This is a genomic window from Clostridium cellulovorans 743B, from assembly GCF_000145275.1.
Classification (GTDB): domain Bacteria; phylum Bacillota; class Clostridia; order Clostridiales; family Clostridiaceae; genus Clostridium_K; species Clostridium_K cellulovorans.
The window spans coordinates 2,245,757-2,272,400 of sequence record NC_014393.1 but is presented as its reverse complement, the minus strand read 5'-3'; the positions used below and the strand labels follow the sequence as shown (position 1 = coordinate 2,272,400).

General features: G+C 31.4%; 24 protein-coding genes. 2 read left to right on the top strand and 22 right to left on the bottom strand.

Going from position 1 to position 26,644, the window contains the following annotated elements; all coding sequences use genetic code 11:
- Positions 1-31 precede the first annotated feature (31 nt).
- The 3 genes from recG to CLOCEL_RS09440 form a co-directional block, all read right to left on the bottom strand.
- Positions 32-2,077 (bottom strand): ATP-dependent DNA helicase RecG, encoded by a 2,046-nt coding sequence (gene recG, locus CLOCEL_RS09450; RefSeq protein ID WP_010077155.1) that lies wholly within the window; start codon positions 2,075-2,077, stop codon positions 32-34.
- Between the two features lie 192 nt (positions 2,078-2,269).
- Complete coding sequence (locus CLOCEL_RS09445; RefSeq protein WP_010077156.1) at positions 2,270-3,910, bottom strand: DAK2 domain-containing protein; 1,641 nt, start codon at positions 3,908-3,910, stop codon at positions 2,270-2,272.
- A gap of 16 nt (positions 3,911-3,926) precedes the next feature.
- Positions 3,927-4,274 carry an Asp23/Gls24 family envelope stress response protein gene (locus CLOCEL_RS09440; RefSeq protein WP_010077157.1) on the bottom strand — a complete coding sequence of 116 codons (348 nt, stop codon included), beginning with the start codon at positions 4,272-4,274 and terminating at the stop codon, positions 3,927-3,929.
- Positions 4,275-4,469: 195 nt separating this feature from the next.
- Between CLOCEL_RS09440 and rpmB the strand changes: the two genes are divergently transcribed.
- Positions 4,470-4,661, top strand: a complete 192-nt coding sequence (gene rpmB / locus CLOCEL_RS09435; RefSeq protein WP_010077158.1) for a 50S ribosomal protein L28 — start codon at positions 4,470-4,472, stop codon at positions 4,659-4,661.
- Between the two features lie 244 nt (positions 4,662-4,905).
- Here rpmB and CLOCEL_RS09430 read toward each other — a convergent pair whose 3' ends face one another.
- The 17 genes from CLOCEL_RS09430 to CLOCEL_RS09350 all read right to left on the bottom strand — a co-directional run bounded on the left by CLOCEL_RS09430 (position 4,906) and on the right by CLOCEL_RS09350 (position 22,241).
- On the bottom strand, positions 4,906-5,559 hold the full coding sequence (locus CLOCEL_RS09430; RefSeq protein ID WP_010077159.1) for a thiamine diphosphokinase: 654 nt from the start codon (positions 5,557-5,559) through the stop codon (positions 4,906-4,908).
- A complete protein-coding gene (gene rpe / locus CLOCEL_RS09425) occupies positions 5,550-6,203 on the bottom strand; it encodes a ribulose-phosphate 3-epimerase (RefSeq protein ID WP_010077160.1) in 654 nt (217 codons plus the stop codon). Before rpe ends, CLOCEL_RS09430 begins: the two co-directional genes overlap by 10 nt.
- A complete protein-coding gene (gene rsgA / locus CLOCEL_RS09420; RefSeq protein ID WP_010077161.1) occupies positions 6,200-7,081 on the bottom strand; it encodes a ribosome small subunit-dependent GTPase A in 882 nt (293 codons plus the stop codon). Before rsgA ends, rpe begins: the two co-directional genes overlap by 4 nt.
- Positions 7,082-7,103: 22 nt before the next feature.
- Complete coding sequence (pknB, locus tag CLOCEL_RS09415) at positions 7,104-9,137, bottom strand: Stk1 family PASTA domain-containing Ser/Thr kinase (RefSeq protein WP_010077162.1); 2,034 nt, start codon at positions 9,135-9,137, stop codon at positions 7,104-7,106.
- On the bottom strand, positions 9,137-9,856 hold the full coding sequence (locus CLOCEL_RS09410) for a Stp1/IreP family PP2C-type Ser/Thr phosphatase (RefSeq protein WP_013291702.1): 720 nt from the start codon (positions 9,854-9,856) through the stop codon (positions 9,137-9,139). Before CLOCEL_RS09410 ends, pknB begins: the two co-directional genes overlap by 1 nt.
- Positions 9,834-10,889, bottom strand: coding sequence for a dual-specificity RNA methyltransferase RlmN (gene rlmN / locus CLOCEL_RS09405; RefSeq protein WP_010077164.1), 1,056 nt, complete (start codon positions 10,887-10,889; stop codon positions 9,834-9,836). Before rlmN ends, CLOCEL_RS09410 begins: the two co-directional genes overlap by 23 nt.
- A gap of 8 nt (positions 10,890-10,897) precedes the next feature.
- Positions 10,898-12,229: a 16S rRNA (cytosine(967)-C(5))-methyltransferase RsmB gene (gene rsmB / locus CLOCEL_RS09400; RefSeq protein ID WP_010077165.1), complete on the bottom strand. Its 1,332-nt coding sequence runs from the start codon at positions 12,227-12,229 to the stop codon at positions 10,898-10,900.
- Positions 12,230-12,248: 19 nt separating this feature from the next.
- Positions 12,249-13,181, bottom strand: coding sequence for a methionyl-tRNA formyltransferase (gene fmt / locus CLOCEL_RS09395; protein ID WP_010077166.1), 933 nt, complete (start codon positions 13,179-13,181; stop codon positions 12,249-12,251).
- A 1-nt stretch (position 13,182) separates the two neighbouring features.
- Positions 13,183-13,632 (bottom strand): peptide deformylase, encoded by a 450-nt coding sequence (gene def, locus CLOCEL_RS09390; RefSeq protein ID WP_010077167.1) that lies wholly within the window; start codon positions 13,630-13,632, stop codon positions 13,183-13,185.
- 111 nt (positions 13,633-13,743) lie between these two features.
- On the bottom strand, positions 13,744-15,945 hold the full coding sequence (priA, locus tag CLOCEL_RS09385; RefSeq protein WP_010077168.1) for a primosomal protein N': 2,202 nt from the start codon (positions 15,943-15,945) through the stop codon (positions 13,744-13,746).
- Positions 15,946-15,977: 32 nt separating this feature from the next.
- A complete protein-coding gene (gene coaBC, locus CLOCEL_RS09380; protein ID WP_010077169.1) occupies positions 15,978-17,165 on the bottom strand; it encodes a bifunctional phosphopantothenoylcysteine decarboxylase/phosphopantothenate--cysteine ligase CoaBC in 1,188 nt (395 codons plus the stop codon).
- A gap of 15 nt (positions 17,166-17,180) precedes the next feature.
- The gene (gene rpoZ, locus CLOCEL_RS09375) at positions 17,181-17,402 is read right to left on the bottom strand and encodes a DNA-directed RNA polymerase subunit omega (protein WP_010077170.1); all 222 of its coding nucleotides are present in this window, start codon (positions 17,400-17,402) and stop codon (positions 17,181-17,183) included.
- Positions 17,383-18,018, bottom strand: a complete 636-nt coding sequence (gene gmk / locus CLOCEL_RS09370; RefSeq protein WP_010077171.1) for a guanylate kinase — start codon at positions 18,016-18,018, stop codon at positions 17,383-17,385. Before gmk ends, rpoZ begins: the two co-directional genes overlap by 20 nt.
- Complete coding sequence (gene remA / locus CLOCEL_RS09365; RefSeq protein WP_010077172.1) at positions 18,018-18,290, bottom strand: extracellular matrix/biofilm regulator RemA; 273 nt, start codon at positions 18,288-18,290, stop codon at positions 18,018-18,020. Before remA ends, gmk begins: the two co-directional genes overlap by 1 nt.
- Positions 18,291-18,306: 16 nt before the next feature.
- Positions 18,307-19,185, bottom strand: coding sequence for a YicC/YloC family endoribonuclease (locus CLOCEL_RS09360; RefSeq protein ID WP_010077173.1), 879 nt, complete (start codon positions 19,183-19,185; stop codon positions 18,307-18,309).
- 352 nt (positions 19,186-19,537) lie between these two features.
- Positions 19,538-20,914 (bottom strand): NCS2 family permease, encoded by a 1,377-nt coding sequence (locus CLOCEL_RS09355; protein WP_010077174.1) that lies wholly within the window; start codon positions 20,912-20,914, stop codon positions 19,538-19,540.
- Positions 20,915-21,254: 340 nt separating this feature from the next.
- A complete protein-coding gene (locus CLOCEL_RS09350; protein ID WP_010077175.1) occupies positions 21,255-22,241 on the bottom strand; it encodes an asparaginase in 987 nt (328 codons plus the stop codon).
- Positions 22,242-22,472: 231 nt separating this feature from the next.
- On the opposite strand from CLOCEL_RS09350, the gene CLOCEL_RS09345 reads away from it, so the two are divergent.
- Positions 22,473-23,414, top strand: coding sequence for a dipeptidase (locus tag CLOCEL_RS09345; protein WP_010077176.1), 942 nt, complete (start codon positions 22,473-22,475; stop codon positions 23,412-23,414).
- A 125-nt stretch (positions 23,415-23,539) separates the two neighbouring features.
- Here CLOCEL_RS09345 and spoIVA read toward each other — a convergent pair whose 3' ends face one another.
- Positions 23,540-25,018, bottom strand: coding sequence for a stage IV sporulation protein A (spoIVA, locus tag CLOCEL_RS09340; RefSeq protein WP_010077177.1), 1,479 nt, complete (start codon positions 25,016-25,018; stop codon positions 23,540-23,542).
- A 307-nt stretch (positions 25,019-25,325) separates the two neighbouring features.
- Positions 25,326-26,642, bottom strand: coding sequence for a ribosome biogenesis GTPase Der (gene der, locus CLOCEL_RS09335; protein WP_010077178.1), 1,317 nt, complete (start codon positions 26,640-26,642; stop codon positions 25,326-25,328).
- Positions 26,643-26,644: the final 2 nt, after the last annotated feature.

The window sequence follows — 26,644 nt, the reverse complement described above, 5'->3', positions numbered from 1 at the left end:
AGAAACACTACATAGCCTCTGTTTTATTATACTAATTAAAGCAAATATATTTTGAATGCTTTTCTAAAGATTTCATTACTTCTTCTTTCATCTGAATGTCTTCTAGCTTTTCACTAGCAACAAGTTCTTTTGCTTCTTTATTTGCACATTTCAAAATATTTATATCTTCTATAACGTCACTTAGCAACAGTCCATTTTCACCACTTTGCCTTAATCCAAAAACTTCTCCAGTTCCTCGAATCTTTAAATCTTCTTCTGCGATGAAGAATCCATCGTTACTTTGCTCCATTATCTTCATTCTTTTTTCTGTAACCTTGCTTTTTGTGTCAGCAATTAAGAAGCAATAAGACTTATATTGACCTCTTCCAACTCTACCTCTTAATTGATGCAATTGAGCTAATCCAAATCTTTCGGCATTTTCTATTATCATTATATTTGCATTAGGAACATTTATACCTACCTCAATTACTGTTGTAGCAACTAAAATTTGAGTTTCTTTATTTTTAAATTCATTCATCACCTTATCCTTGTCTTTTGGAGACATCTTTCCATGGATGAAACCTACATTATAGTCCTTAAAATAAGATTCCTTTAATTCAATAAACAAAGCCTCTACAGATTTTAAATCTAAAACTTCATTATCCTCAACTAATGGACAAACAACGTAAACTTGTCGTCCTTCTTTTATAGATTTCTTAGAAAATTCATAAATATTATCTCTTTGTTTTTTTGTTCCATGCTTTGTTTCAATTTTCTCTCGACCAGGTGGCAATTGATCAATTATACTAACCTCTAAATCACCATATAAATATAAAGCCAAAGTCCTTGGAATTGGTGTAGCTGTCATTACTAATACATCAATATTTTTACCTTTATTAAAAAGCTTATTTCTCTGCATAACTCCAAACCGATGTTGTTCATCAGTAACTATAATACCTAAATTTTCAAACTGTACATCATCCTCTATCAAGGCATGAGTTCCTATTAAAATATCTATTTTCCCTCCTTTTATTTCTTCCTTTATTCTTTCTTTTTGTTTTTTAGTAGTACTTCCTGTTAAAAGTTCTATTTTTATATTAAAAGGAGCCATTATTCTGATAAACTCATGATAATGTTGATTTGCTAATATCTCTGTAGGCGCCATTAAAACCCCTTGATATTGATTCTTCGCAGCATTAAACAATGCTATTAACGCTACGATAGTCTTTCCACTACCTACGTCTCCTTGCAATAATCTGTTCATCGGTGTAGGCTTCTTCATATCTGAAAGTATTTCCCTTACTGCTTTACTTTGAGCATCTGTTAACTGGAAAGGAAGTGAATTCTTTAAATCAACAAGTTCTGGTGCTATTTTAAATGCAATCCCCTCTTTATTTGACTTAACATACTCTTTAAGCATCAGTATTTTCAAAGAATATGTAAATAGTTCTTGAAACTTTAATCTTCTCTCAGCAGCTCTTAAGGCATTTTCTTCTTTCGGATAATGAATATTTCTTATAGCATAATCTAAGGAACATAACTTATACTTTTCAATTATCCATTCTGGCAAGTTTTCTCTTATAAACATAGCCTCTAGAATACTGGTTATTAATTTTATAAAAAAGTTATTTGTTAATCCAGCTTTTAGCGGATACTTAGGAATTATATTCTTATCACTTTTTTCCTTATCCTCTTTTTCCTTAAAATCCTTAGGATTGCTTATTTCATAATCCTTTCCTACTTTTTTAACTTCACCTATTAGGGTATATTCCTTGTCGATAAAATATTTCTTCTTTACATAAGGCTGATTGAACCACTTTCCGTAAAAGGTATTTTCCCCATCACTAAATGCTATAGTAGTAATGGTTTTACCAGTTTTAGTTCTTTTATCTGGGAATATTCTTAACACCTTACACTTTATTTTCAACTTTTCTTTACCATTTATATTTGTTATATCTTCTGAACTTGTTATATTTTCGTATTCTCTTGGGAAATATAAAAGTAAATCAAGGAGATTGTATATACCTGACTTATTTAATAACTGCAGAGCTTTAGGTCCAACTCCTTTTAAATTCTTAATATCGCTATATATATCCAACTTATCACCCCAATACACAAGAGTTTATTAAAGCATCTAAGATTCATATATCTAGCTTCTAGCTTTACAATAGATAGCTACTATTTTAAGATGCTTAAATAAAAAAAGCGACAATGTCGCTTTTTTAACTCTATTAATTTTTCATCTTGTAGATTAAAATATAAGATTTTTAACTTAATAAACATTTTATAACTATTCAACAGAAATTAAGAAATAATAAAGTGGTTGATTTCCTTCGTAACTAATGATGTCAAGATCAGCATATTTTTCTTCAAGCTTTTCTACTAATTCTTGTACCTTATCATCATCAGTATCTTCTCCATAGTATATACTTATAAGTTCACTATCTTCAGTTACCATATTCTTAATAATAGCTTCACAAGTTTCATATGGATCATATCCAACTTCTTCAATTCTTCCTTCAACGAGACCTAGTATATTTCCTTCTTTAATTTCCTTACCATCAATCTCTGTATTTTTTACAGCAAAAGTAATGGAACCTGTATTAACGTTTTTAATAGCTTCTTCCATAGCTGAACAATTGTCTTCAAATGAAGCTTCAGGATTAAATGTAGTAAGAGCAGTTACACCTTGGGGAATTGTTTTAGTTGGAATAACATAGACCTTTTTATCAGTAATTTCAGCAGCTTGATTTGCAGCCATAATTATATTTTTATTATTAGGCAAAATATAAATTACATCTGCATTAAGCTTTTCTATATTACTTAAAAAATCCTGAGTGCTAGGGTTCATAGTTTGCCCACCTTCGATAACAACATCAACACCCAGTTCTTCACTAAATAAATTTTTAATTCCTTCACCTGTTGAAACAGAAATAAATCCATATGGTTTATTTTCTTTAGTTTCTATGTCTGTTATAACTTCCTTCGAAGCCTCTTCCTTTGACTCAAGAAGCTGTGTATGTTGTTCTCTCATGTTTTCAACTTTTATTTTAGACAATTGACCGTGAGCACGTGCTAAGGATAAAACCTTTCCTGGATCTTCTGCATGAATATGAGTCTTTATAAGCCCATCAGTACCAACTACGATTATAGAATCTCCATATGGTTCAATCTCACGTCTAAAGTTCTCTGGATTAAGTGTATCTGAAACTATAAAGAATTCAGTACAATATCCAAAAGTAATTTCAGTTTCCTCTATATTACCTGTAGGTTCTTGAGACTTTTTAACTGCAACTTCGCCTATAAGAGATACATTTAAATCATCTTTTAAAGCTTCATACATACCAACAAGTATTTTAAGCAATCCCATACCACCAGCATCCACGACATTAGCTTTTTTTAATGCCGGGAGCATTTCTGGTGTTTTATTTAACATATCTTCTGAAGCCTTGCAAACTTCAGCTAATAATTTAGTAATATCAGTTTCTTTACTCTTTTCAGCAGCATCACCAGCTGCCCTTATTATAGTTAGTATGGTTCCTTCTGTAGGTCTCATAACCGCTTTATAGGCTGAACGAGCGCCTTCCACTATGGCCAAAGCAAATTCTCTAGCAGTAGCTGTTTCCTTTTTTTCTAAGCCTTTGGCAATTCCTCTAAATATTTGTGATAGAATAACACCTGAGTTTCCTCTTGCACCCATAAGTGCACCTCTTGACAGTTGTTTTGCAACTTCGCCTAATGGAAGATTTTCTTTTCCGATAATTTCAGTAGCCGCTGCTCTAAATGTCATAGACATATTTGTACCTGTATCACCATCTGGCACTGGAAAAACGTTAAGTGCATTAACATATTCCTTATCTTCCTCTAATTTATTCGATCCATTTAATATCATATTATAGAATTGTCGTCCATCTATCTTTAAATGTTCCACCTGCTTTATTGCCTCCTTATACTCTGACACCTTGAACGTTTACGGTTACAGTAGCTACTCTTAAACCTGTTAAATTTTCCATGTTATATTTAACCCTTTGAATTATATTGCTTGCTATAACTGAAATTTTTGTTCCATATTCAACTATAATAAACAATTCAATTGTTAAGGCATCTTCTCTATTTGCTATCTTAACTCCTCTTGAAAGGCTTTCTCCTTTGATTAATTCCCAAAAGCCTTCAGTGGCATTTTTCTTTGCCATACCAACAACGCCGTAGCACTCCATGGTAGATAAGCCTACGATTTGAGCTAAGACTTCATCAGTATAGGTAATATCTCCATTACTATTGGTTATATTCATCATATAAACCCCTCCTTAATTTTACCTTACACTAATTTTATATTAATATTACTAAACATTCAATAAGATATCTATATTATTCTAGCAAATTTATCTAATAATTAAAAGTTTCTATTGATTAAACATAAACATTTATGATAAAATAATTTTGTTTGAGTTGAAAAAACTTATACATTATTGACTAAGGAGGTGTATTCTATGTCAAGAAAATGTGAAATCTGCGGAAAAGGTGTAATTTCAGGTGCACAATACAGCCATTCACATAGAGCAAGTAAAAGAACTTGGGCTCCAAACATAAAAAAAGTAAGAGCTGTAGTAAAGGGCGCTACTAAATCTGTTCATGTATGCACTAGATGCTTAAGATCTGGTAAAGTAGAACGCGCTATATAATAAAAAACACAGATATTATTAATATCTGTGTTTTTTATTTTCTATAATCCTTTCACCTTTTATAGAAAATTCTTACGAACTTTGAAAAGAGTTTAGGTAATTTTATAACAATTATTCGCATAGATTTTCCCCCTTTAATACCATAAATACCTCTACAATCTTGCCCTTTGTTAACATAACCTCATTTCCATAATATGCTGAAGATCGTAAATAGTTACATAAAAAAAGCAAAGACTAAATAAATTTAGTCTTTGCTAAGAAAAATTATTAATATTCCACTATCAAAAGTTATATCAACTTGGCACCCAATAAATTCATTTGATACCGTAAGCATATCACCTATGCGAAGTTGGAAATTATTTAAAGGGTATTTAGCACCCTTAATAGTTAAATTCGTAACTTCCGCACCATAAGGTAAAACTGAAAGTTTCCTATCTGCATATTCTTTTTTAGGATTAATACATGTACTTCTATCGCTTAGAAATATAGTATTATTATCATTTTTTATGTATGCTCTAATATTACTTTTTAAAACTTTATATAATAGTCCTATACTTGAAAAAACATGATCAAGTCTAGCACCATTACAACCTAAAAGGACGATTTCCTGCGGATTCATAGCAATAGCCTTCTCCACTGCCATTTCTCCATCTGTAAAATCTTTTTCCATAGGATACTTTTCTATAGGAGTATTTCGCTGCTTAAAATAATCTATAGTTTTATTATCTATTGAATCAAAATCACCTACAAGCAAATCCGGACACCTTTTATATTTATATAAAACCTCTCCACCCTTATCAGCTGCAATTACATACTGTGAGCTAATAATTTCAGCTTCTAAAAGTTCCTGAGATGGCATATCTCCACCACATATAACTAAAACCTTCTCTATATACATGCAGTTCTCAAAGCTTCAATATTTTCTTTTATTCTGTTTTCCTTAAATACCGCAGAACCCGCAACAATTACGTTAGCACCAGCTTCTACAACTTTTCTTATATTTTCTCTTCCAATGCCTCCATCTACTTGTATTAACAAATCCGGATTTAGTTTATCAGCCATTTCCCTTACTTCTCGTATCTTCTCTAAAGTATATTCAATAAACTTTTGCCCTCCAAAGCCAGGATTAACAGTCATAATAAGTACCATATCCACTTCTCTAATAATATCCTTTAATAAACTCGTACTAGTACCTGGATTAAGGGCAACACCAGCTTTAACACCATAAGACTTTATCATGTTAATAGTACTATCTATATGTCTATCTGCTTCATAGTGAATAGTTATTATATCTCCACCAAGATCTACAAATTGTTTTATATACTTTGATGGTTCCTCAATCATTAAATGAACATCGAAGGTTGCCTTTGTCAAAGGACGAATGCTGTTAATTACAGGCATCCCAAAAGAGATGTTAGGGACGAAATTTCCATCCATAACATCTATGTGTATCATATCAGCACCAGCCTTTTCTAAATTAATTACATCTTCACCAAGCTTTGAAAAATCCGCCGATAATATTGACGGAGAAATCTTTATCATTTCTTGTACCTCCTACCTTTTAGTTCTTCATATAAGCTTATATAAAAGTCATATCTGCTCTTATGTATCTTTTCTTCCTCTACAGCTGTTTTAACAGCACATTTAGGCTCTTTATAATGGTTGCAACCAGAAAACTTACACTGATCTTCATATTCCTTAAATTCAGGTAAATAATTCTTTAAATCTACTTCATCAATAAAATCAAATTCTAAGGAAGAGAATCCAGGGGTATCAACTATATACCCCTGATGAAAAGCTATAAGTTCACTGTGTCTTGTTGTATGTTTTCCTCTTTTAAGCTTTTCACTTACCTCTCCGATCTCCATTAATGGCTTTCCTACCATTCCATTAAACAGAGTAGATTTCCCTGCTCCAGATGGACCACAAAATATAGAAATATTCTCATTTAAATGATCCATGACTAGTTCTAAATTATACTTTTCTTTAGCCTTCAAAAATATATAATCATAACCAGTCTGCTTAATCATTTTAACTGCCAATTCTTCTTCTGGATTGTCAACAAGATCAACTTTATTAAAGCATATTATCGGTTTTATTTCATTGTATTCACAAAGAATAAGAAACTTATTTAAAAGCGTTAAATTTACATCAGGATTTTTTAGTGCAAAAACTACGAAAGCTTGAGTTACATTAGCAACAACTGGCCTCAAAAGCAAATTTTTTCTCTCAGATATCTTGATAATAAAACCTTTGTCCTCTTCAATATTTAACTCAACCACGTCTCCTACATAAGGTGAAATATTATGAGTTCTAAATTTACCTCTAGCCTTACATTCAATGATTTTATCCTCTACCTGTACATAATAAAATCCACCAATCCCCTTTGTTACTATACCACTAACTGTGTTATCTTTCATATAACCTCCTATAATCTTTGCATTAGTTTGTTTTTGTAGTTCCGTTTGTAGTTTTGTTATTAGTAGGCGTATCCTCTTTATCTTGTGTTTTAATCAACTCAACCTTCAATTTAACAGTATCACCTTTTTTAACATCCTTACCTGAAGCTGGGTCTTGACTAATTACTTTATATAGTTCATACTGTGATTCTTTTGTTGGTGTACTACCTGCTGAACTAGACGCTACTAATGTAACCTTTAATCCAAGGCCCATGCTATTTAAATCTTCCATAACATCCTTTAAATTTTCCTCTGTATAGTCTTCCAAAGTTTTTGTAAGTTCAGCATATTTTATAACTTTTACTGTAATTGTTTCACCTTGTTTTACTCTTGTCTTGTCTTGATCTATAATCTTGTCATCATTTTCTTTATCAGCTTCTTTATTTGACTCTTGGGTTGTTACGTTTAGTGAAGCATAACCGTTAAGTAGAGCCTTAGCTTCTTCAACAGTTTTTCCTTTCAAATCGTAATTAGTATATTCTGGACCTAAACTAATAACGATATTTATAGGGCTTCCTTTTGCCAACTTACTATTTGGCGATGGGTCTTGATCGATAACTTTTCCTCGTTCAACACTTTCACTATATTTTTCATCAATTTTTCCAAGTTGGAACTTATTATCATTAATAGTTTTTATAGCGGTGTCTTTATCTTGGTTAACAATTGAAGGAACTTTTCCTTCTTCTGGTCCTAGACTAACGCCTAATTCAATTACTCTATCTTTTTTAATTGTAGTCCCTGACTTTGGATTAGTATAAATTATAATTCCTGCGGCATTCTCACTGTTAACCTTTGTTATTTCATACTTTATCCCAAGTTCTTCTAATTTTTTTATTCCATCTTTTTGTTGGATATTTGATATTTCAGGAATAGTTACTTCCTCAACGACCTTTTCATTAGTCTTTGCAAGCTGAGTTCCTATAACAATAGCAACGATCAAGATTAGTGCTATTAACCCAGTAATAGAACCAATTAATATACCTTTTTTCTTCTTATCAATATTAGCCTTGTTATTATTTTTCCTACTATTTGTGTCCTTATCTGAAGACCTAGAAATAGCTCGTTCTTCTTCTACATCATCATCATCATATATATTTTCAGTATATACTTTATTGACTCCACTATTCATCCCAGACATTGGTTTAAGAACTTTTGTATATTCCCGTTCTTCTTGATTTGTTCCTACAGGAAATATCATAGTACCATCTTTCAGCTTATTTAAGTCTACTAGAAGCTCCTTAGCACTTTGATATCGATTAGTTGGATCCTTCTCAAGAAGTTTCATAATTAATTTGTTTAACGCATATGGAACCATGTGATTAATCATATTTGGGGCAACAACTTCATCCTGTATATGTTTTATAGCTATAGTTATTGCTGTTTCTGAATCAAAAGGCATTTTTCCTGTTACCATTTCGTAGATTACTATTCCCAAAGAATATAAATCACTTCTAGCGTCGACAATTTCTCCTTTTGCTTGCTCTGGTGAAATATAATGCACAGATCCCATTACTCTACTTGTGTGCGCGATTGTAGCACTGCTACTTGCTTTAGCTATTCCAAAATCTGTGATTTTAGGCATCCCATAATCAGTCATTATAATATTATGTGGTTTAATATCTCTATGGACAATGTTATTTCTATGAGCACAATCAAGGGCTTTTGTTATATCCATAGCTATTTCTATCACTTCTTTTGTTTCTAAAGGGCCTCTTTCAATTATAATATCCTTTAAGGTTTTTCCATGTATATATTCCATAACAATATAGTTATAGAATCCATGTGTTCCTGCATCATATATACTTACGATGTTGTTGTCATGAAGTCCCCCAGCAGCTAAAGCTTCAGCTTTGAATTTTTCTACAAATTGTTTATCATTATTAAATTCATTCTTTAATACTTTAACAGCTACCATTCGTTGAAGTGTTAAATCCTTTGCCTTATATACGAAGGACATTCCGCCTTCACCAATTTTTTCAAGGACTTCATATCTCGAATTTAAAATTGAACCTATCATTAGGACATACCTCCTACAATTAAAACTGTTATATTATCTTTTCCGCCACGTTCCTTACTGATGTTTATCATTTGAGTACAAGCATCTTCTATAGAATTATTAACTACCAAATCACATATTTCCTCTTCATCTATATAGTTTGTTAATCCATCAGTAGATAAGACAATATACTCTGCTAAAGAAATAGGTAACTGATAAGTATCTACAATTAACTCTTCCTTAGTCCCAATCGCTCGAGTTATAAGATTTTTTCTAGGATGTGATTTCGCTTGTTCCTTTGTGATAGAACCAGTATCTATCAAATACTGCACAAAAGAATGATCTTTTGTAATCTTTTTTATTTTTTCTCCTTTTATCGCAAAACAACTACTATCACCAACATGTCCTACGTGTATTACCTCTCTATATATAAACACAACAGTCAAAGTTGTTCCCATTCCATTTAGCTTTTCTGAACTAACTGAAGCATTAAAGACTTCATCATTTGCGAATTTAAAAGCACTTTGTAATAAATATATAGGATCAGTTATGTCTGCAGCTTCCTTCACGTAACTTACAACGGCTTCTGATGCCAATTTTGCTGCCACATCACCAGCATTGTGTCCACCCATTCCATCTGCAATAACATATATTCTTATCCTATCATCTTCATAATGACATACAAAATCCTCATTAATTTCTCTTGTATTCCCTACATCACTCAACATAAAAACCATCATTTGACCCTCTTTTTTCTAGGTAATTTCTTCTCAGTTGACCACAAGCAGCATTTATATCAGCCCCCATTTCCTTTCGGATGGTAGCTTCTATTCCATTACTATCCAATATCTTCTTAAATTTCATAACTGCTTTATCCGAAGGCCGAGAAAATCCACTTTCTTTTACAACATTCACTGGTATCAGATTCACATGACATAGAATACCTTTTAATAAAGCTGACAGCTCTCTTGCGTGATCTTCGGTATCATTAACATCCTTAACTAAAGAATATTCAAAGGTGATTCGCCTGTTTGTCTTTTCTATGTAATAATTGCAAGCTTCCAATATTTCCTTTATTGAATATTTATTAGCAATAGGCATCATCGTTTTTCTTAGTTCATCATTAGGTGCGTGAAGAGAAATTGCTAGTGTTACTTGACTCTTAAGGTCAGCAAATCTTATTATTCCTGGTACAAGTCCACAAGTTGATAAAGTTATATGTCTTGCTCCAATATTTAGTCCATCCTTTGAATTAACTAACTCTAAAAACTTAGTAACATTTTCATAATTATCGAATGGTTCTCCACTACCCATTAATACAATGTTTGATACTCTTTCTTTTTCATTGAATTCCATAGCAAGGATTTCACCTAAGATATCACCTGAAGTTAAATCTCTTATTCTTCCACCTATAGTTGAGGCACAAAAGCTACACCCCATTCTGCACCCAATTTGAGTAGATAAACATACAGAATTACCATAATTATATTTCATGTAAACAGCTTCAATTACATTACCATCACTAAGCTTTAAAAGGTATTTAGCTGTATCCTTATTTATAGAATCATATTTATGAGTTATCTCTGGTATACCTATAAAAAAGTATTCTTTTAACTTTTCTTTAGTATTCTTAGGCAAATTTTTCATTTCATCAAAAGAAGCTACCGCTTTATATATCCAGTCAAATACTTGTTTAGCTCTAAACGCATTTTCACCATTAGCTTCCATCCATTGTTTTAGTTCTTTTAGGGAGTAATCCAAAATATTTCTCATCTTATCACCTATTGTATTCTTTTTAGTTTAGCAATAAAAAAACCATCCATATACTTATTAGGCAATATGGTCAATGTATTGTCTTTACCATAAATCAGATTTTCACCTTTTCCAAAGTCAACTTTTTCAACCATAAAATCTTCATGCCTATCAAGAAACCACCTTATATTTTCCTGATTTTCTTCTAGGTTCAATGTGCAAGTAGAATACACTAGCACTCCACCTTTTCTTACGTATTTAGCTGCATTTCTCATAATATCTCTTTGGATTTTAACCAGCTCTTTTAAGTCTTTTTCATTCTTTGTATATTTAATTTCTGGCTTTTTTCTCATTATTCCAAGACCACTGCACGGTACATCTATTAAAACCTTATCCGCAGAATCATCTAAAAGAACGTCATGAATAGATGCATCCTTAATTTCAGTTTCTATAGAGGTTATTCCAAGCCTTTTTATGTTTTCCTCTATAAGCTTCAACTTATGGTCAAAGATATCAAAAGCTTTAATTTTTGACTTATCCTCTGAAAGTTCAGCTATATGAGTTGTTTTCCCGCCTGGTGCGCTACACATATCAAATATAACATCATCTTTACTAGGTTCTAAAGCTGATGCCACAATCATTGCACTCTCATCCTGAACAGTTATGCTTCCTTTTATAAACAAAGGATTATTCTCTATGCTTTTTCCCTTTAATATCCTTATTGCTTCTGGTGCAATAACCCCTTCCTCAACAGAATAACCTAACGCTTCAAGTTCTTCATAAGCTTCATCGAAGGTTGTCTTTAAAGAATTTACTCTAACAGTAATTGATGGTCTTTCATTTAATCCTTTAAGAATTTTCTCAGCGATATTATTTCCATATTGACTTATAAACTTTTTTACCATCCAAGGCTCAAAAGAATATTCAAAGGATAATCTATCGACCAAGTTATTCTTATTATAAAAGTTTTCATTAGTCTTTCTTATGTAATTTCTTAAAACCCCGTTTATGAACTTACTTGATGTTACAGTACTTAACTTTTTAGAAAGTTCTACGGCTTCATTTACCACAGCAAAAGAAGGAATTTTATCTAAATACCTTATCTGATATATAGCACTTCTTAAAATATTTACTACCTTCTTATCAACAGAGCTAGTGCCTCTCCCTACAAAATGGTCTATGATTTTATCTATTGTATATTTATACTGTATTGTACCATAAACAATTTCTGTAACTAATGCTTTATCAATGTTTTCTAAATTACTTTTGTTTAGCTCTTTATTTATAATTATATTTGAATAACCTCTCTCATTAAAGACCTTATTCAATATAATAACCGCTGTTTCTCTTGGATTACTCATATTTTTTTCCTTTATCTCTTTAATTTAATATTACACCAATCTCTAGTTTATTCCCTTTTATGAATTCTTCTACTTTTAAAGGTTTCTTTCCTGGAAATTGAACAGTTTTTAATCTCAATATTCCTTCTTTTGTAGCTACGTCTATCCCATCTTTTGAAACCTTTAAAATCTTACCACATTCATTACTTGAGGCTTCATTTTTCAATACTTCTGATTCGTATATCTTCATAACTACGCCTTGATAATTAGTAAAAGCTATAGGCCATGGATTTAATCCTCTAATAAGGTTATGGATATTTGCTGCAGTGTCATCCCATTTTATTAAAGCAATTTCCTTAGATAGCATTGAAGCATAGCAACTTTGAGAATCATCTTGTTTTATTCCTGTAATATTCCCTAGTGTATATTCATTTATAGTTTTTACAAGCAATTCTGCACCTGACTCCATCATCAAGTCATGTAATTGTCCTGCTGTCATATAGTCAGTTATTTCTACCTTATCAGTAAGCAGCATATCACCAGTATCAAGTCCTACATCCATAAGCATTGTAGTATTACCAGTGACTTTCTCACCCTTAATAACTGACCACTGAATAGGCGCTGCTCCTCTAAACTTTGGAAGTAAAGATCCATGAAGATTTATACATGCATATTTAGGAATGTCTAAAACTTCTTTAGAAAGTATTTGACCATATGCTACTACAATTATATAGTCTGGTTTAATCTCTTTTAATTTGTCTACAAAGTCAGTCTCTTTTCTCAATTTTTCAGGTTGATACACTGGAATTCCATGTTCAAGGGCTACCTCTTTTACTGGCGATATTCCAAGTTTTTTACCTCTTCCCTTTGGTCTATCTGGTTGAGTAAATACTCCTATTACATTAAAGTTATCAATTAGCGCCTTTAATGAAGGAACCGCGAATTCAGGTGTTCCCATAAAAACAATATTCATATTATTCACCACTTTCTAAAGCTCTATCTATATATAACGTACCATAAAGATGATCATTTTCATGACAAATAGCTCTAGCTAGTAATTCTTCTCCTTCTAATATAAACTCTTCTCCATTTTCATTAAGAGCTTTAACTTTAACCTTATAAGGTCTCTCAACTTCTGCTGATTCTCCTGGTATACTTAAACATCCTTCTGAATCAACATAACTTCCCTCTGTTTCTAATATTTCTGGATTTATAAAAACAATAGGACCTTCTCCAATATCTATAACAAATATTTTCTTTAATATCCCAACTTGCGGCGCTGCAAGACCAACTCCATCAGCATCATACATAGTATCAATCATATCTTGGATTAATACCTTTGTTCTATCATCAATAACCTCTACATTTTTACTGTTTTTTCTTAAAACTGCGTCTCCAACAGTCCTTATATTTCTTATTGCCATTACGCTTATCCTCCTTGAAGTAAATAATATATAAATTTAATAATTTTTCTTTATTATAGGCTCAATTTTATACTTCTTAAATTATACCATTACTGTCTTAGAAAATCATCTTTAAAGTAGTGATAATGGGTTTAAATCAGTACTTATCTTTATATCACCTTTATGATTTTTTATTTTTTCATAGCATAAATTTTTTATTGATATTGCAAATTTGTTTTCAATGTCTCCCTTAAGTATAATCTGCCATCTATAGTTTTCTTTTACTTTCCCAATGGTACAAGGGCAAGGTCCAAGAATTTCTATTTTTTCATAATCCTTTAATTTTTCCTTTACTTCTTGACCTATACTATGGCTGATTTTTATCAAAAGAGCTTCATCCTTTGATGATATATTTATTAAAAACACCTTTGAAAAAGGTGGATAGTTCATAGTCTTTCTTAAGTTAATTTCCTCTTGGTAGAATCCTTCATAATCATGATTTGATGCAGCTATAATGCTATAGCTTTCAGGGGTATAAGTCTGAATAATAACTTTCCCTGATTTTTCTCCTCTTCCAGCTCTACCACCAACCTGCGTAAGTAATTGAAAGGTTCTTTCTCCGGACCTAAAATCCGGAAGGTTAAGAGAAATATCTGCAGCTACAACTCCAACTAAGGTTACATTCTTAAAATCTAATCCTTTAGCTATCATTTGAGTTCCAATAAGTATATCGGCATTTCCAGCTTTAAAACTATTGTATATCTCTTCATAAGCATCTTTTTTTCTCGTGGTATCAAAATCCATTCTTATAGTTTTAGCACTAGGAAAGTATTTTTTTATATTCTCTTCTATTTTTTCTGTACCTGCACCAAAATATTTTACGTAAGAACTTCCACATTTAGGACATATTTTTTTAGTTTTTTCTGTTGAGCCACAATAATGACAGCTTAAAGTATCATTATGGTGATGATAAGTCAAAGAAATATCACAATTTCTACATTTAAATACGAAACCACATTTTCTACAAGATACAAAAGTTGAAAATCCTCTTCTATTTAAAAATAGAATTATTTGTTCTTTTTTTGATAAAGCTTCATCAATAGCTCTCAAAAGAGCTCCACTAAACATAGATTTGTTTTTTCTAACCAATTCTTCTCTCATATCTACAATTTCTGTTACAGGTAACGTAGCTTTATCTGCCCTTTTGGTAAGAGTTAAGAGATGGTATTCTCTAGAGTTTGCCTTAAAATAAGTTTCTACACTAGGAGTTGCAGAACCTAAGACTAGTTTTACTCCTTGATTTTTCTGAAGAATTTCACCAATTTCCCTTGCATGATATTTAGGATCACTATCTGATTTATAACTACTTTCATGCTCCTCATCAATTACTATCAGTGATAAATTATTAAATGGAAGAAATATTGCTGATCTGGCTCCAATAGCTAATTGGACCTTTCTGTTTTTCACCCTCATCCATTCATCAAATCTTTCTCCATTAGAAAGCTTACTATGAAAAACAGCTATTTTATTACCAAATCGTCCTTTAAATCGCTCAACCATTTGCGGTGTTAATGCGATTTCTGGAACAAGAATAATACTATCTTTCTCAAGTTCCATGGTCTTTTCTACCAAATTCATGTATATTTCTGTTTTTCCGCTTCCTGTAATCCCATGAATCAAGAATTTTTTCTCATCACTATGAAGTATTGTTTCAACTACTTCTCTTTGATTATCATTTAAATTTTTTCTTTCATAGAATTCATAATTCCTTTGATCAAACCTATCAACCACTTCTTCTAGTTCCTGAATAAATCCGTTTTTTATTAAAGTATTAATCGATGATAAAGAGATATTATATGTTTTACTTAATTGACTCTTTGTAAAGATTCCTTGTGATTCTTTAACTATTCCATATATTCTATCATAAGGCTCTTTTTTATATTTTCCTTCTAAAGTTTTTTTTATATATACTGTCTTTGATTTTTTTAGTTTTAAACCCTCAAAAACTCCAGCAGGTACGATTACCTTTATACATTGAATATAGGTACAAAGATATCGTTCTCTCATTTCCTCAATTAAAGGAATATCTCTTTCTTCAAAAGCAGTAAAATCATCTTCTATTGATTCAATTTCTTTTATCTCATAATTACTAATATATTGGTCTAATAAGGAAAATACGAATCCATCAATCTTTTTATTTCCTTTTCCAAAAGGAATTTTAATTCTGTGGCCAATCTTTAGATTATCTTTCAATCTCTCAGGAATTTTATAAGTGAATGGTCTATCAACCATGGACGACTCATTATTAATTATAACTTGTGCATAACTTGCCATAATTACACCTCGATATATTAAAAAAAGCGCTGTTAGCGCTTTTTTAGTATCTTATTAAATATCTCTTTCGCAACGGCTCTTTTATTCATCTTTTCAAGATGAAGTTCTTCACCGTTTCTAGATATTATAGTAACCTTGTTATCATCACTGTTAAATCCAGAATCACTAACGCTGATATCATTAGCAACAACAAAATCAAGGTTTTTCTTATCAAGCTTTGCTTTAGCATTTTCTATAACATCATTGCTTTCAGCTGCAAAACCAACAAGAATTTGATTTTTCTTCATAGAACCTAAAGTTTTTAAAATATCTGTATCTTTCTCAAGTTCTAAGGTTAAACCTTCGTCCTTTTTCTTGATCTTTATATCAGAATAATTTTTAATCTTAAAGTCTGTAACCGCAGCAGTTTTTATTATAATTTCAGCATCATCAAATTCCTTTAATACTGCTTCCTTCATATCTGGATTGGTCTTTACTTTTATAATCCTTACACCCTTAATATCAGGAATAGATACATCTCCTGAAATCAAAACAACTTCAGCCCCTCTATCTCTTGCTTCTTCAGCTATAGCATAACCCATCTTTCCTGATGAATAATTGCTTATATAGCGAACTGGATCGATAGGAGCAATTGTAGGTCCAGCTGTTATCATAACTTTTTTACCCGACAAGTCCTTTATATCATATAACTTACTTTCTATATATTGAACAATATCTTCAGTATCAGCTAGCTTCCCTTCTCCAACATCTCCACAAGCAAGCCTTCCTTTAACTGTATCGATAAACTCATAGCCATAACCTTTAAGCTTTGACATATTTTCTTGTACTATTGGATTTTGATACATATTAGTGTTCATAGCTGGAGCAAATATAACTGGTGCCTTGGTAGCCATTATTGTTGTACTAAGCATATCATCAGCTATTCCATTAGCTACCTTTCCAATTATATTAGCCGTTGCAGGAACTATAACCATTAAATCTGCTTTCTTAGCTAAAGAAATATGCTGAATTTCCCAAGCTTTTGGCTCAGCGAACATATCTGTAATAACCATGTTTTGACTTATCGATTGAAATGATAATGGCGTAACAAATTCCATAGCATTCTTAGTCATAATCACATGGACATCATAGTCTTTTTTCTTAAGCTTTGAAACAACATCTAATGCTTTATAAACTGCAATTCCTCCACTAACACCGAGAACAATAGTCTTTTTCTTCATAATCTAATCGCCTCTTTATTTGAGTCCTTCAACTTGAGGAGCTTCAAACTGAATTTTTCCTTCATTAACTTCGTTTATTGCAACAGTTAAAGGCTTTTTAGAAGTAACCTTTACTAGTGGTTCATCACCATCGATTAATAATCTTGCTCTCTTTGATGCTATTACAACTAGTGAATATCTATCACCAGATTTGTCTGTTAATTCAACTATTGATGGATTAATCATAGAATTGCTCATGAACAATTCCCTCCTTATTATCTAATATATCTTCTTTTATTCTATCAACTCTGCACTTTTCTGCTACTAAAATCCCTTGAATTTTTTCAACAGCAAGAGCAACTTCATCATTTACTACAGCATAGTTATATTTAGAAACATAGTTTATTTCCTTGTAGGCTGATTTAAATCTTGTCATTAGCGATTCAGGTGTTTCACTACCTCTGCCTATTATTCTATTCTTAAGTTCTTCCATAGATGGAGGAAGAATAAATATAAATACTCCCTCAGGAAATGCTTCTTTAACCTTAAGCGCTCCTTGAATATCAATTTCTAATATAACATTTTTGCCATTATCAATCATTTCCATAACACTTGAACGAGGAGTTCCGTATAAATTACCATATACTTCAGCATATTCAAGAAAATCATTACATTTTATCTTTTCTTCAAATTCGTCCCTTGTTAAAAAATAGTAACTCTTTGCGTTTTCTTCCCCAGCTCTTGGACTTCTAGTAGTAGCAGAAACAGAAAGCCAAAAGTTATTTTTTTCCATAAGCTTCTTGCATATGGTGCCCTTTCCAGCACCTGATGGTCCAGAAATTACAACTAATAAACCCTTTGTTTCATTTACCATTATTCATCAACCTCATCTACAGCTTCTTCGTCTTTTGTAGATAGTCTATGAGCCACTGTTTCTGGTTGAACTGCTGATAAGATAACGTGATCACTATCAGTGATTATAACTGCTCTAGTTCTTCTTCCATAGGTTGCATCAATTAGCATCCCTCTATCCCTAGCTTCTGTTATTATTCTTTTTATTGGGGCAGATTCAGGACTTACTATTGCTACTAATCTATTAGCTGATACGATATTTCCAAAACCTATATTAATTAATTTTATTCCCATCTTCTTCTCTCCTCAACTATTCAAGATTCTGCACTTGCTCTCTTATTTTTTCAATATCATTTTTTATTGCTATAGTTAAATTGGTTATTTCTATATTATTAGCTTTAGATGATATTGTGTTAGTTTCCCTATTCATCTCTTGGATAATAAAGTCCAATTTTCTACCTACAGCTTCTTTAAGCTCTAAAGTGTCTTTAACCTGATGTATATGAGATTTAAGCCTAACTATTTCCTCATCAATGCAAGCTCTATCAGCAAAAATTGCAATCTCTTGAGCAATTCTTGAAGGTTCTAACTCTACATCACCTAAAAGTTCTGTAACCCTATCCTGAAGCCTAATTTTATAATTTTCTACAGTTAAAGATGATAAAGGCTCTATCTTAGCTAAAGATCCTTCAATAGATTTAATCTTTACTAAAATATCATCTTTCAATTTTTGACCTTCTTTTTCCCTCATAGAAAGAAAATTATTAACTGCACATTCTAAAGTGGTTTTCAGTATGTACCAAATCTCATCAATATCTTTTTCTTCTTGCTTAAGTGTAATCACCTCTGGAAACTTAGCAACTAAAGAAACAGAGATATCATCTTTAAGTGAGAACTCATCTCTTAATTTATTAAGAGACGTGATATAGTTACGAGCTAATGCCTCATTAAGCATTGGGATTCCAGCATTGCTATTGTAATTATCCTCAGTTATAAATACATCTATCTTCCCTCTATTTAGCTTTTCTTGAAGTACCTTTCGAACTTTATCCTCCAGTGAAAGAATACTTCTTGGCATCCTGATATTTAAATCTAAATATCTATGATTTACACCCTTCATTTCCACTGTGAATGCAAAGTTCTCATTTCCCTCGTTGGCTCTTCCAAAGCCGGTCATGCTTTTCATCATAGTACTCACCCTTCTAAAAACACGTCGTACTGAAATATAACATAAAAAATTATATCATAAATCCTCTGGATATATAACGTTTTTTTGATTTTTCTCTATTAATTTAAGTATTTCTTTGTTTTGCTTTCATATTGTATTATATTTAACTTATCATATCTATGCAATAGAAATTTATATCTGTTATACAATTTCTATTTTAAAATCAAATTAATATTATTCTACTATATCATACCTTTCCACTTAAATCCTATACGCTTTGTAATTAAACCAAGTTATAAAATTAATACAATATATAATTTATCATATTTTAAAAGGTGCTTACAAACTCTTGTAAGCACCTTTATATTTATTATTATTCAAATAGTGGCAATGCTAACTTAAAGACAAATATAATTGCTAAAATTATCATCACAATTGACACTTGATGCTTATCCCTTTTGTCTTTAACAGTCATATTATGTATTAAGTTTATGAATACATAAGACAATACGCCTAAAGTTAAACCATCACCAATGCTATATGTTAATGGCATAGCTGCTATAGTTATAAAAGCAGGAAATCCTTGTGTAATATCCTTAAAGTCAATCTTAGTAACTTCTTGCATCATCAAAAATCCTACATAGATAAGTGCTGGTGCAGTAGCACAAGACGGAATTGCAATAAATATTGGTGAGAAAAACATAGCTAGAAAAAATAAAATTCCAGTAACAATAGCAGTAAGACCAGTTCTTCCGCCTTCTGCAACTCCAGTTGAACTCTCAACATATGTTGTAACTGTTGTAGCACCAATTAATGAACCTACAGTAGTACCAATGGCATCTGTTAACAATGCCTTTCCTGCTCTTGGAACGTTACCTTTCTCATCAAGCATATTCGCTTTTGAAGCTACTCCAACGAGTGTTCCAACTGTATCAAAGAAATCAACAAATAGAAAAGTAAATAATATAATTATGAAATTTAAAACTTTTTCTGAATCAAATAGGTAAGACAAATCTATTTGAAATAATAATGGGGATAATGATTCATATTCAAACACTTTAAGTGGTAGATGTATACCATAATAGTTCGCAGCACCAGGATTAATAAGTGCATAGATCCAAGATAAAACAGTACTTATAACTATTCCCCAAAGTATTGCACCTTTTATATTCTTTTTAGATAACACTACTATTATAAGTAGTCCTGTAACGGCTATCAAAACAGGAGCAGTAATGAAGCTACCTAGCTGAACATAGGTTGAAGGATTACTTTCTATAATCTTTGCATTTGAAAAACCTATAAAGGCAATAAATAAACCGATACCAACAGTAACAGCCATTTTTAAACTTAATGGTATTGCTTTTACAACTGCTTCTCTAACATTTGTAAGTGACAAAATAATAAAAACAATTCCTTCTACGAATATAGCTCCAAAAGCTACCTTCCAAGAAACACCCATTCCTAAACAAACTGAATATGTAAAATAAGCATTTAAGCCCATTCCAGGTGCTAAAGCAAAAGGTAAGTTAGCATAAAGACCCATTAATATGCATGCAAAAGCAGAGGCTAAACAGGTAGCTGTAACTAATGCACCCACAGTCCCTTCTCCAGTAGCTTGGGATACCATTCCAGGATTAACAGCAATGATATAAGCCATGGTTAAAAATGTTGTGAGTCCTGCTAAAACTTCTGTTCTTACAGACGTTCCACTGTCTTTAAGCTTAAAATAACGTTCTAAAAAATTATTCATAAGATTTCCTCCTTAGTTTGTTTACAATAAATTTAGATAAATAACGCATAAAAATAGTACCTTTGAATAATATCATTCTCTGTACATTATGTCAAGAGAATATGCGAATGTTCGCCTTTTAATTTTTATAATATTTCGTATTAAAGTATATACAGGTTACTTTACAGATCTCTAATATATGTTTGCAACTTAATTATTATAAGTTTTCTACTATTAAACCTAATTTATACACTTATGCAAAATCGACGAATTTAGTATTTTAATCTTGCACTTATAACTTTGCTAAGTATATTTTTAAACGGCAAAAAGACCTCAAGAATACCTTAAGGTCAAATAATCTTTATTTATAATATCCTTGTTCAAATATTCCCTTAATTTCTTGGATGTCCTTTGTTACCCCTAAGGCTAACATCAACTTAATCCTAGCCTTTTGTCCTGGGAGATTATCACCAAATATTACTCCAATATCTCTTAACTCTCTACCTCCTCCATGATATCCATAGGAGTCCAGTACCCTTCCTTGAAAACATCTTGATACAATTACAACAACAATATTATTCTTTATTGCTTTTGCTACTCCCTCTACCATGTCAGGAGGTACATTCCCTCTGCCCAAAGCCTCTATAACTATTCCCTTATAACCTTTATCTATATAAAACTCCAAAATATCGCTATTCATTCCCACACAACATTTGATCAATGCAACCTTTTCTTCATAAGTCTCCGTCAAGATATTTTGCTTTATTATAGTATCTTTATAGAACAATGCAATATTATTATCTACTATACCCACAGGACCAAAGTTTGGAGACTTGAATGCATCTAAATGCATAGAATGAGTTTTTGTAACTTCTTCTGCTAAATTAAGTTCATCATTTAGACAAACTAAAACTCCTCTGTCTTTAGCTTCTTCAGATATAGCAGTACATATGGCTGCTGAAAGATTAGCTGGTCCGTCATACCCTAATTCCGAACTATTTCTCATAGCACCTGTTATAATAACTGGTTTCTTACTTTTAATAGTAAGATCTAAAAAGTATGCAGTTTCTTCTAAAGTATCCGTTCCATGAGTAACAACTACACCACAGATATCTTCTCTTTCAAGTAATTTCCTTATATATATTGACATTTCCATCATTATTTCGGGAGTCATATGAGGACCAGGATTGTTTGAAAAGTTATGTGCTTCAATTTCCGCATATTTCTCTATGCCCGTTACCTTTGACATTATATCTTCCCCTGTTAAATTAGGCACTGCTGCTTTAAGCGTAGGATCAACAACCATAGAAATAGTACCACCATTAAAAACTACTGCAACCTTCTTCAAACCTATCACCTCATTATTTTTCGCTTCACTATATCCAATTTATTTTTTACTTACTATAATATTATAAAATACCATATAATAAAAGCATAGCTATTTTGACTTTCAGAATTTTTTTTGTAATTCCTATACTATATATAGATCTTTTTTTAACAATCTCTTACTAGTTGTTGTAAAACCTTTTAAATTTAATACTATTAAATTAGCAAAATATTATTCATAAGGAGATTAACTATGAAACTTATAGATTTTCACTGCGATACAATTTCAAAAATTCATGAAAATCCTTCAAAAGGAAACCTTAAAGACAATGAACACCATGTTAGTATTGATAAATTAATAAAAAGTAATTCATTAGCACAATTTTTTGCTCTTTATGTAAATGCAAAGACTCACAATAGTTGTTATGAATACGGAAAGGAACTCTTAAATTCTTTCAATGATCAAATAAATGAAAACAAAACTTTAATTAGCTTAGGTACAAACTATGCATCTATTATAAAAAATGAACAAACAAATAAAATCACCGCTTTTTTAACCTTAGAAGAAGGTGGTATATTAGAAGGCTCCTTAGATAATTTTTTTGAATTTTATAAAGCTGGAGTACGACTTATAACCTTAACCTGGAATTATCCTAATGAAATAGGTTATCCTAATGCTAACTTCACATATAAAGACCAGGGGTTAACTAAATTCGGGAAAGAGCTTGTAGAAGCAATGAACCATTACAATACTATTGTAGATGTATCCCATTTATCTGATGGGGGATTTTTTGACGTAAATGAAATAAGTAAAAAACCTTTTATCGCTTCACATTCAAACTGTAGGTCTATAACAAATCATCCTAGGAATCTAACAGATCCTATGATTAGAGCTATAGCTGATAAAGGAGGCGTTATCGGTATAAATCTTGCCAGCAGTTTCTTAGGTGATAGTCCTAAAACTAGAATAGATGACATTCTTCTTCATATAGATCATATGTACAAAACAGGCGGAAAACAAGTTATTTCATTAGGTTGTGATTTCGACGGGATAGACAACGCCTTAGAAATCGAAGACGTCAGCGAAATGTATAAACTAAGAGAAGCGCTAAGTAACCATGGTTATTCTTACGATATGATAGAGAATATATTTTATAAGAATGCTCTTACCTTCATCAAAGAAGTGTTAAATTAATAAAAATAAAGAGGTTTATCAAATGAAGTCCTTAAGCTTAAAGCACAATTTAGCTTTAAATTAACACTTTCATCTTGATAAAACCTCTTTACTTTCTGTCCATTCCTACCTTAGCAAAATTATTTTCATAGTATAATACAAATTAGGCCTGCATTACCTTCATTTATCATCTTCTCTAAGGTCTTTTGAATCTTAAATTGCACATCCTCTGGCATCTTAAACAACTTATTTTGAAGTCCTTCCTTCACTAATACTTCTAATGATTTACCAAAGATATTACTTTCCCATATCTTAGAAGCATCATCTTCGAATTGTTTCTGCAAGGATTGATACATTTCTTCACTTTCTTTTGCAGAGCCCATTATTGGAGAAATCTCTGTTTGCACATTAGTTCTAATTAAGTGCAAACTAGGAGCACTTGCTTTAAGCTTAACTACGTATTTTCCACCTTGTTTTACAAACTCAGGCTCCTCAAGCTTCATTTCTGTAAGTTGTGGTGCAACTAATCCATAACCGCTTTCTTTTACATCATTTAAAGCTTTTTCTATCTTGTCATATTCCACCTTTGCTTTATAAAAATCTTTAATTGTTGATAATAAATGGCTTTCGTTAGCTATCTCAAATCCACAAGCTTCACTTAGTACATTATAAAATACGCTCTTTTTAGGTTTAAAGACAATTCTTGCAGTTCCATCACCCATATTCATTTCTTCAACTTTTGAAGAATCTAAGAAATCAAGTGTCTCAAAAGCTTCTAGAGAATTTCTTACATCTCTTACTTTTGATATACTCTTACTCAAATCTTTTATTATGTTCAAGAAATTTGATTTTAACCAGTGTGAAACTTCTAATTTTTCTATCCATTCAGGCATATCAATGTTTATTTCTTTTACTGGGAATTCCTTTAGTATTTTATTAAAGATATTTGTAATATCTTCTTGTTGCATATTTACTACATCTACAAGCTGAACTGGAGTATCATACTTTTCTTCTAACTCTTTTTTTAGGTTAACAGCTTCTGGACTAAAAACATTAGTTGTATTTAATACAATGATAAATGGTTTATTAATGTTTTTTAGTTCACTTACAACACGCTCTTCTGCATCTACATATTCTTCTCTTGTTATTCCTGCAATAGAACCGTCTGTCGTAACTACTATACCTATAGTTGAATGATCATTTATAACTTTCTTTGTTCCAATCTCTGCTGCTAACTCAAAAGGCATCTCCTTTTCCGACCAGGGGGTTGTTACCATCTTAGGTTTTGAATCCTCTTCATATCCATAAGCACCTTTAACAATATAGCCAACACAATCCACCATTCTTACCTTGAAATTTAAACCATCTGCTAAAGAAATCGGTACAGCTTCATTTGGTACGAATTTAGGTTCCATAGTATGGATACTTTTGCCTGAACCACTTTGTGGTAATTCATCCTTAGCCCTTTCTTTTTTATAGGCATTTTCAATATTAGGCAAAACCATTAAATCCATAAATCTTTTGATAAAAGAAGATTTTCCTGTTCTAACAGGTCCAACAACTCCTACATAAATATCCCCTTGGGTTCTGTCGGCTATATCCTTATATATATCGAAGTTTTCCAAAAACCTTCCCTCCCATTTTCTAATACTAACATTATATATATATTAGTCCTATACAACATTAATTACTTATTGAGAAATTTTTCTTAAAGATTTTTTTATTTATTTTAATTATTGTTATAGATTTATATCTTCTTTACTTTTATAAAATTCTTAAAACCAAAAGTTCAAAGCATATCACGCATATCAATCCTTTTCTAAGATACAAAAATAAGTATATTTTTATATAAATAGCAAAAAAGTATGGTTATACAATTAATGCATAACCATACTCTAATATATTTAATTATATGATTTTTATCATTAAATATTATTCTTTTCTTTCTCTAAAAATAGTTTTTATTCCAGTCCCCTCAAAATCAAAATTTTCTCTTAATTGATTGTTTAAATATCTTTCATAAGAGTAATGTAATGCACTAGAATCATTTACAAAGAAAACAAAGGTTGGTGGTTTAACATCAACTTGAGTTGCGTAAAATATCTTAAGCCTTTTTCCGTGTGTTACTGGTGGCTCTTGTCTTAATACTGCTTCACTAATAACATCATTTAAAACTCCTGTTGCTATACGCTTAGAATAATTGTCATAGCACTTTTTAGCTAACTCTAATACCTTATGTACTCTTTGGCCACTTAATGCAGAAATAAATAAGTATGGAGCATAATTCATAAATGATAATTTAAATCTAAGATCATCAGTGAATTTCTTCATAGTCTTATCATCTTTTTCAATAAGATCCCATTTGTTCACTATAACCATTATTGCTTTATTAAGTTCATGAGCATATCCAATTATCTTCTCATCTTGCTCTGATAATTCTTCAGTTGCATCTAACATAAGGATGCATACATCAGCTCTTTCTATTGCTGTTAAGGTTCTTATAACACTATATCTTTCAATTTCCTCTTTAACCTTACTCTTACGTCTAAGACCAGCAGTGTCGATAAGCATAAACTTACCTATTTCTGTTTCAAGAGGACTATCTATAGCATCTCTCGTGGTTCCTGGGATGTTACTTACTATATTTCTTTCTTCTCCTAATAATTTATTTATCAGCGAAGACTTCCCTACATTTGGTTTTCCAATCATTGCAATTTTTATGTATTCTTCTGACGCTTCATCATTACTAATATCTTTAAAATTATCAACAACCATATCTAGCATATCTCCAAGTCCAAGACCTTGAGAAGCAGAGATTGCTACAGGGTCTCCAAGACCTAAATTGTAGAATTCAAATTTATTTTCTTCTTCTTTAATACTATCAACTTTATTAACAGCAAGAACAATTGATTTCTTACTTTTTCTAAGCATTTGAGCAACTTCTCTGTCTGTATCTGTAAGTCCGCTTTTTCCATCTACAATAAAGATGATTACATTAGCTGTTTCTATAGCTATAAGTGCCTGCCTTCTCATTTGAGCTAAAATTATATCATCAGATTTCGGCTCTATACCACCAGTATCAATTATAGTAAACTCCTGTCCAACCCACTCAGAGCTAGCATATATTCTATCACGAGTTACTCCTGGCTTATCTTCTACAATGGCAATTCTTTTCCCTGCTAATTTATTAAATAAAGTAGATTTACCGACATTTGGTCTTCCTACTATAGCTACAATCGGTTTTCCCATTA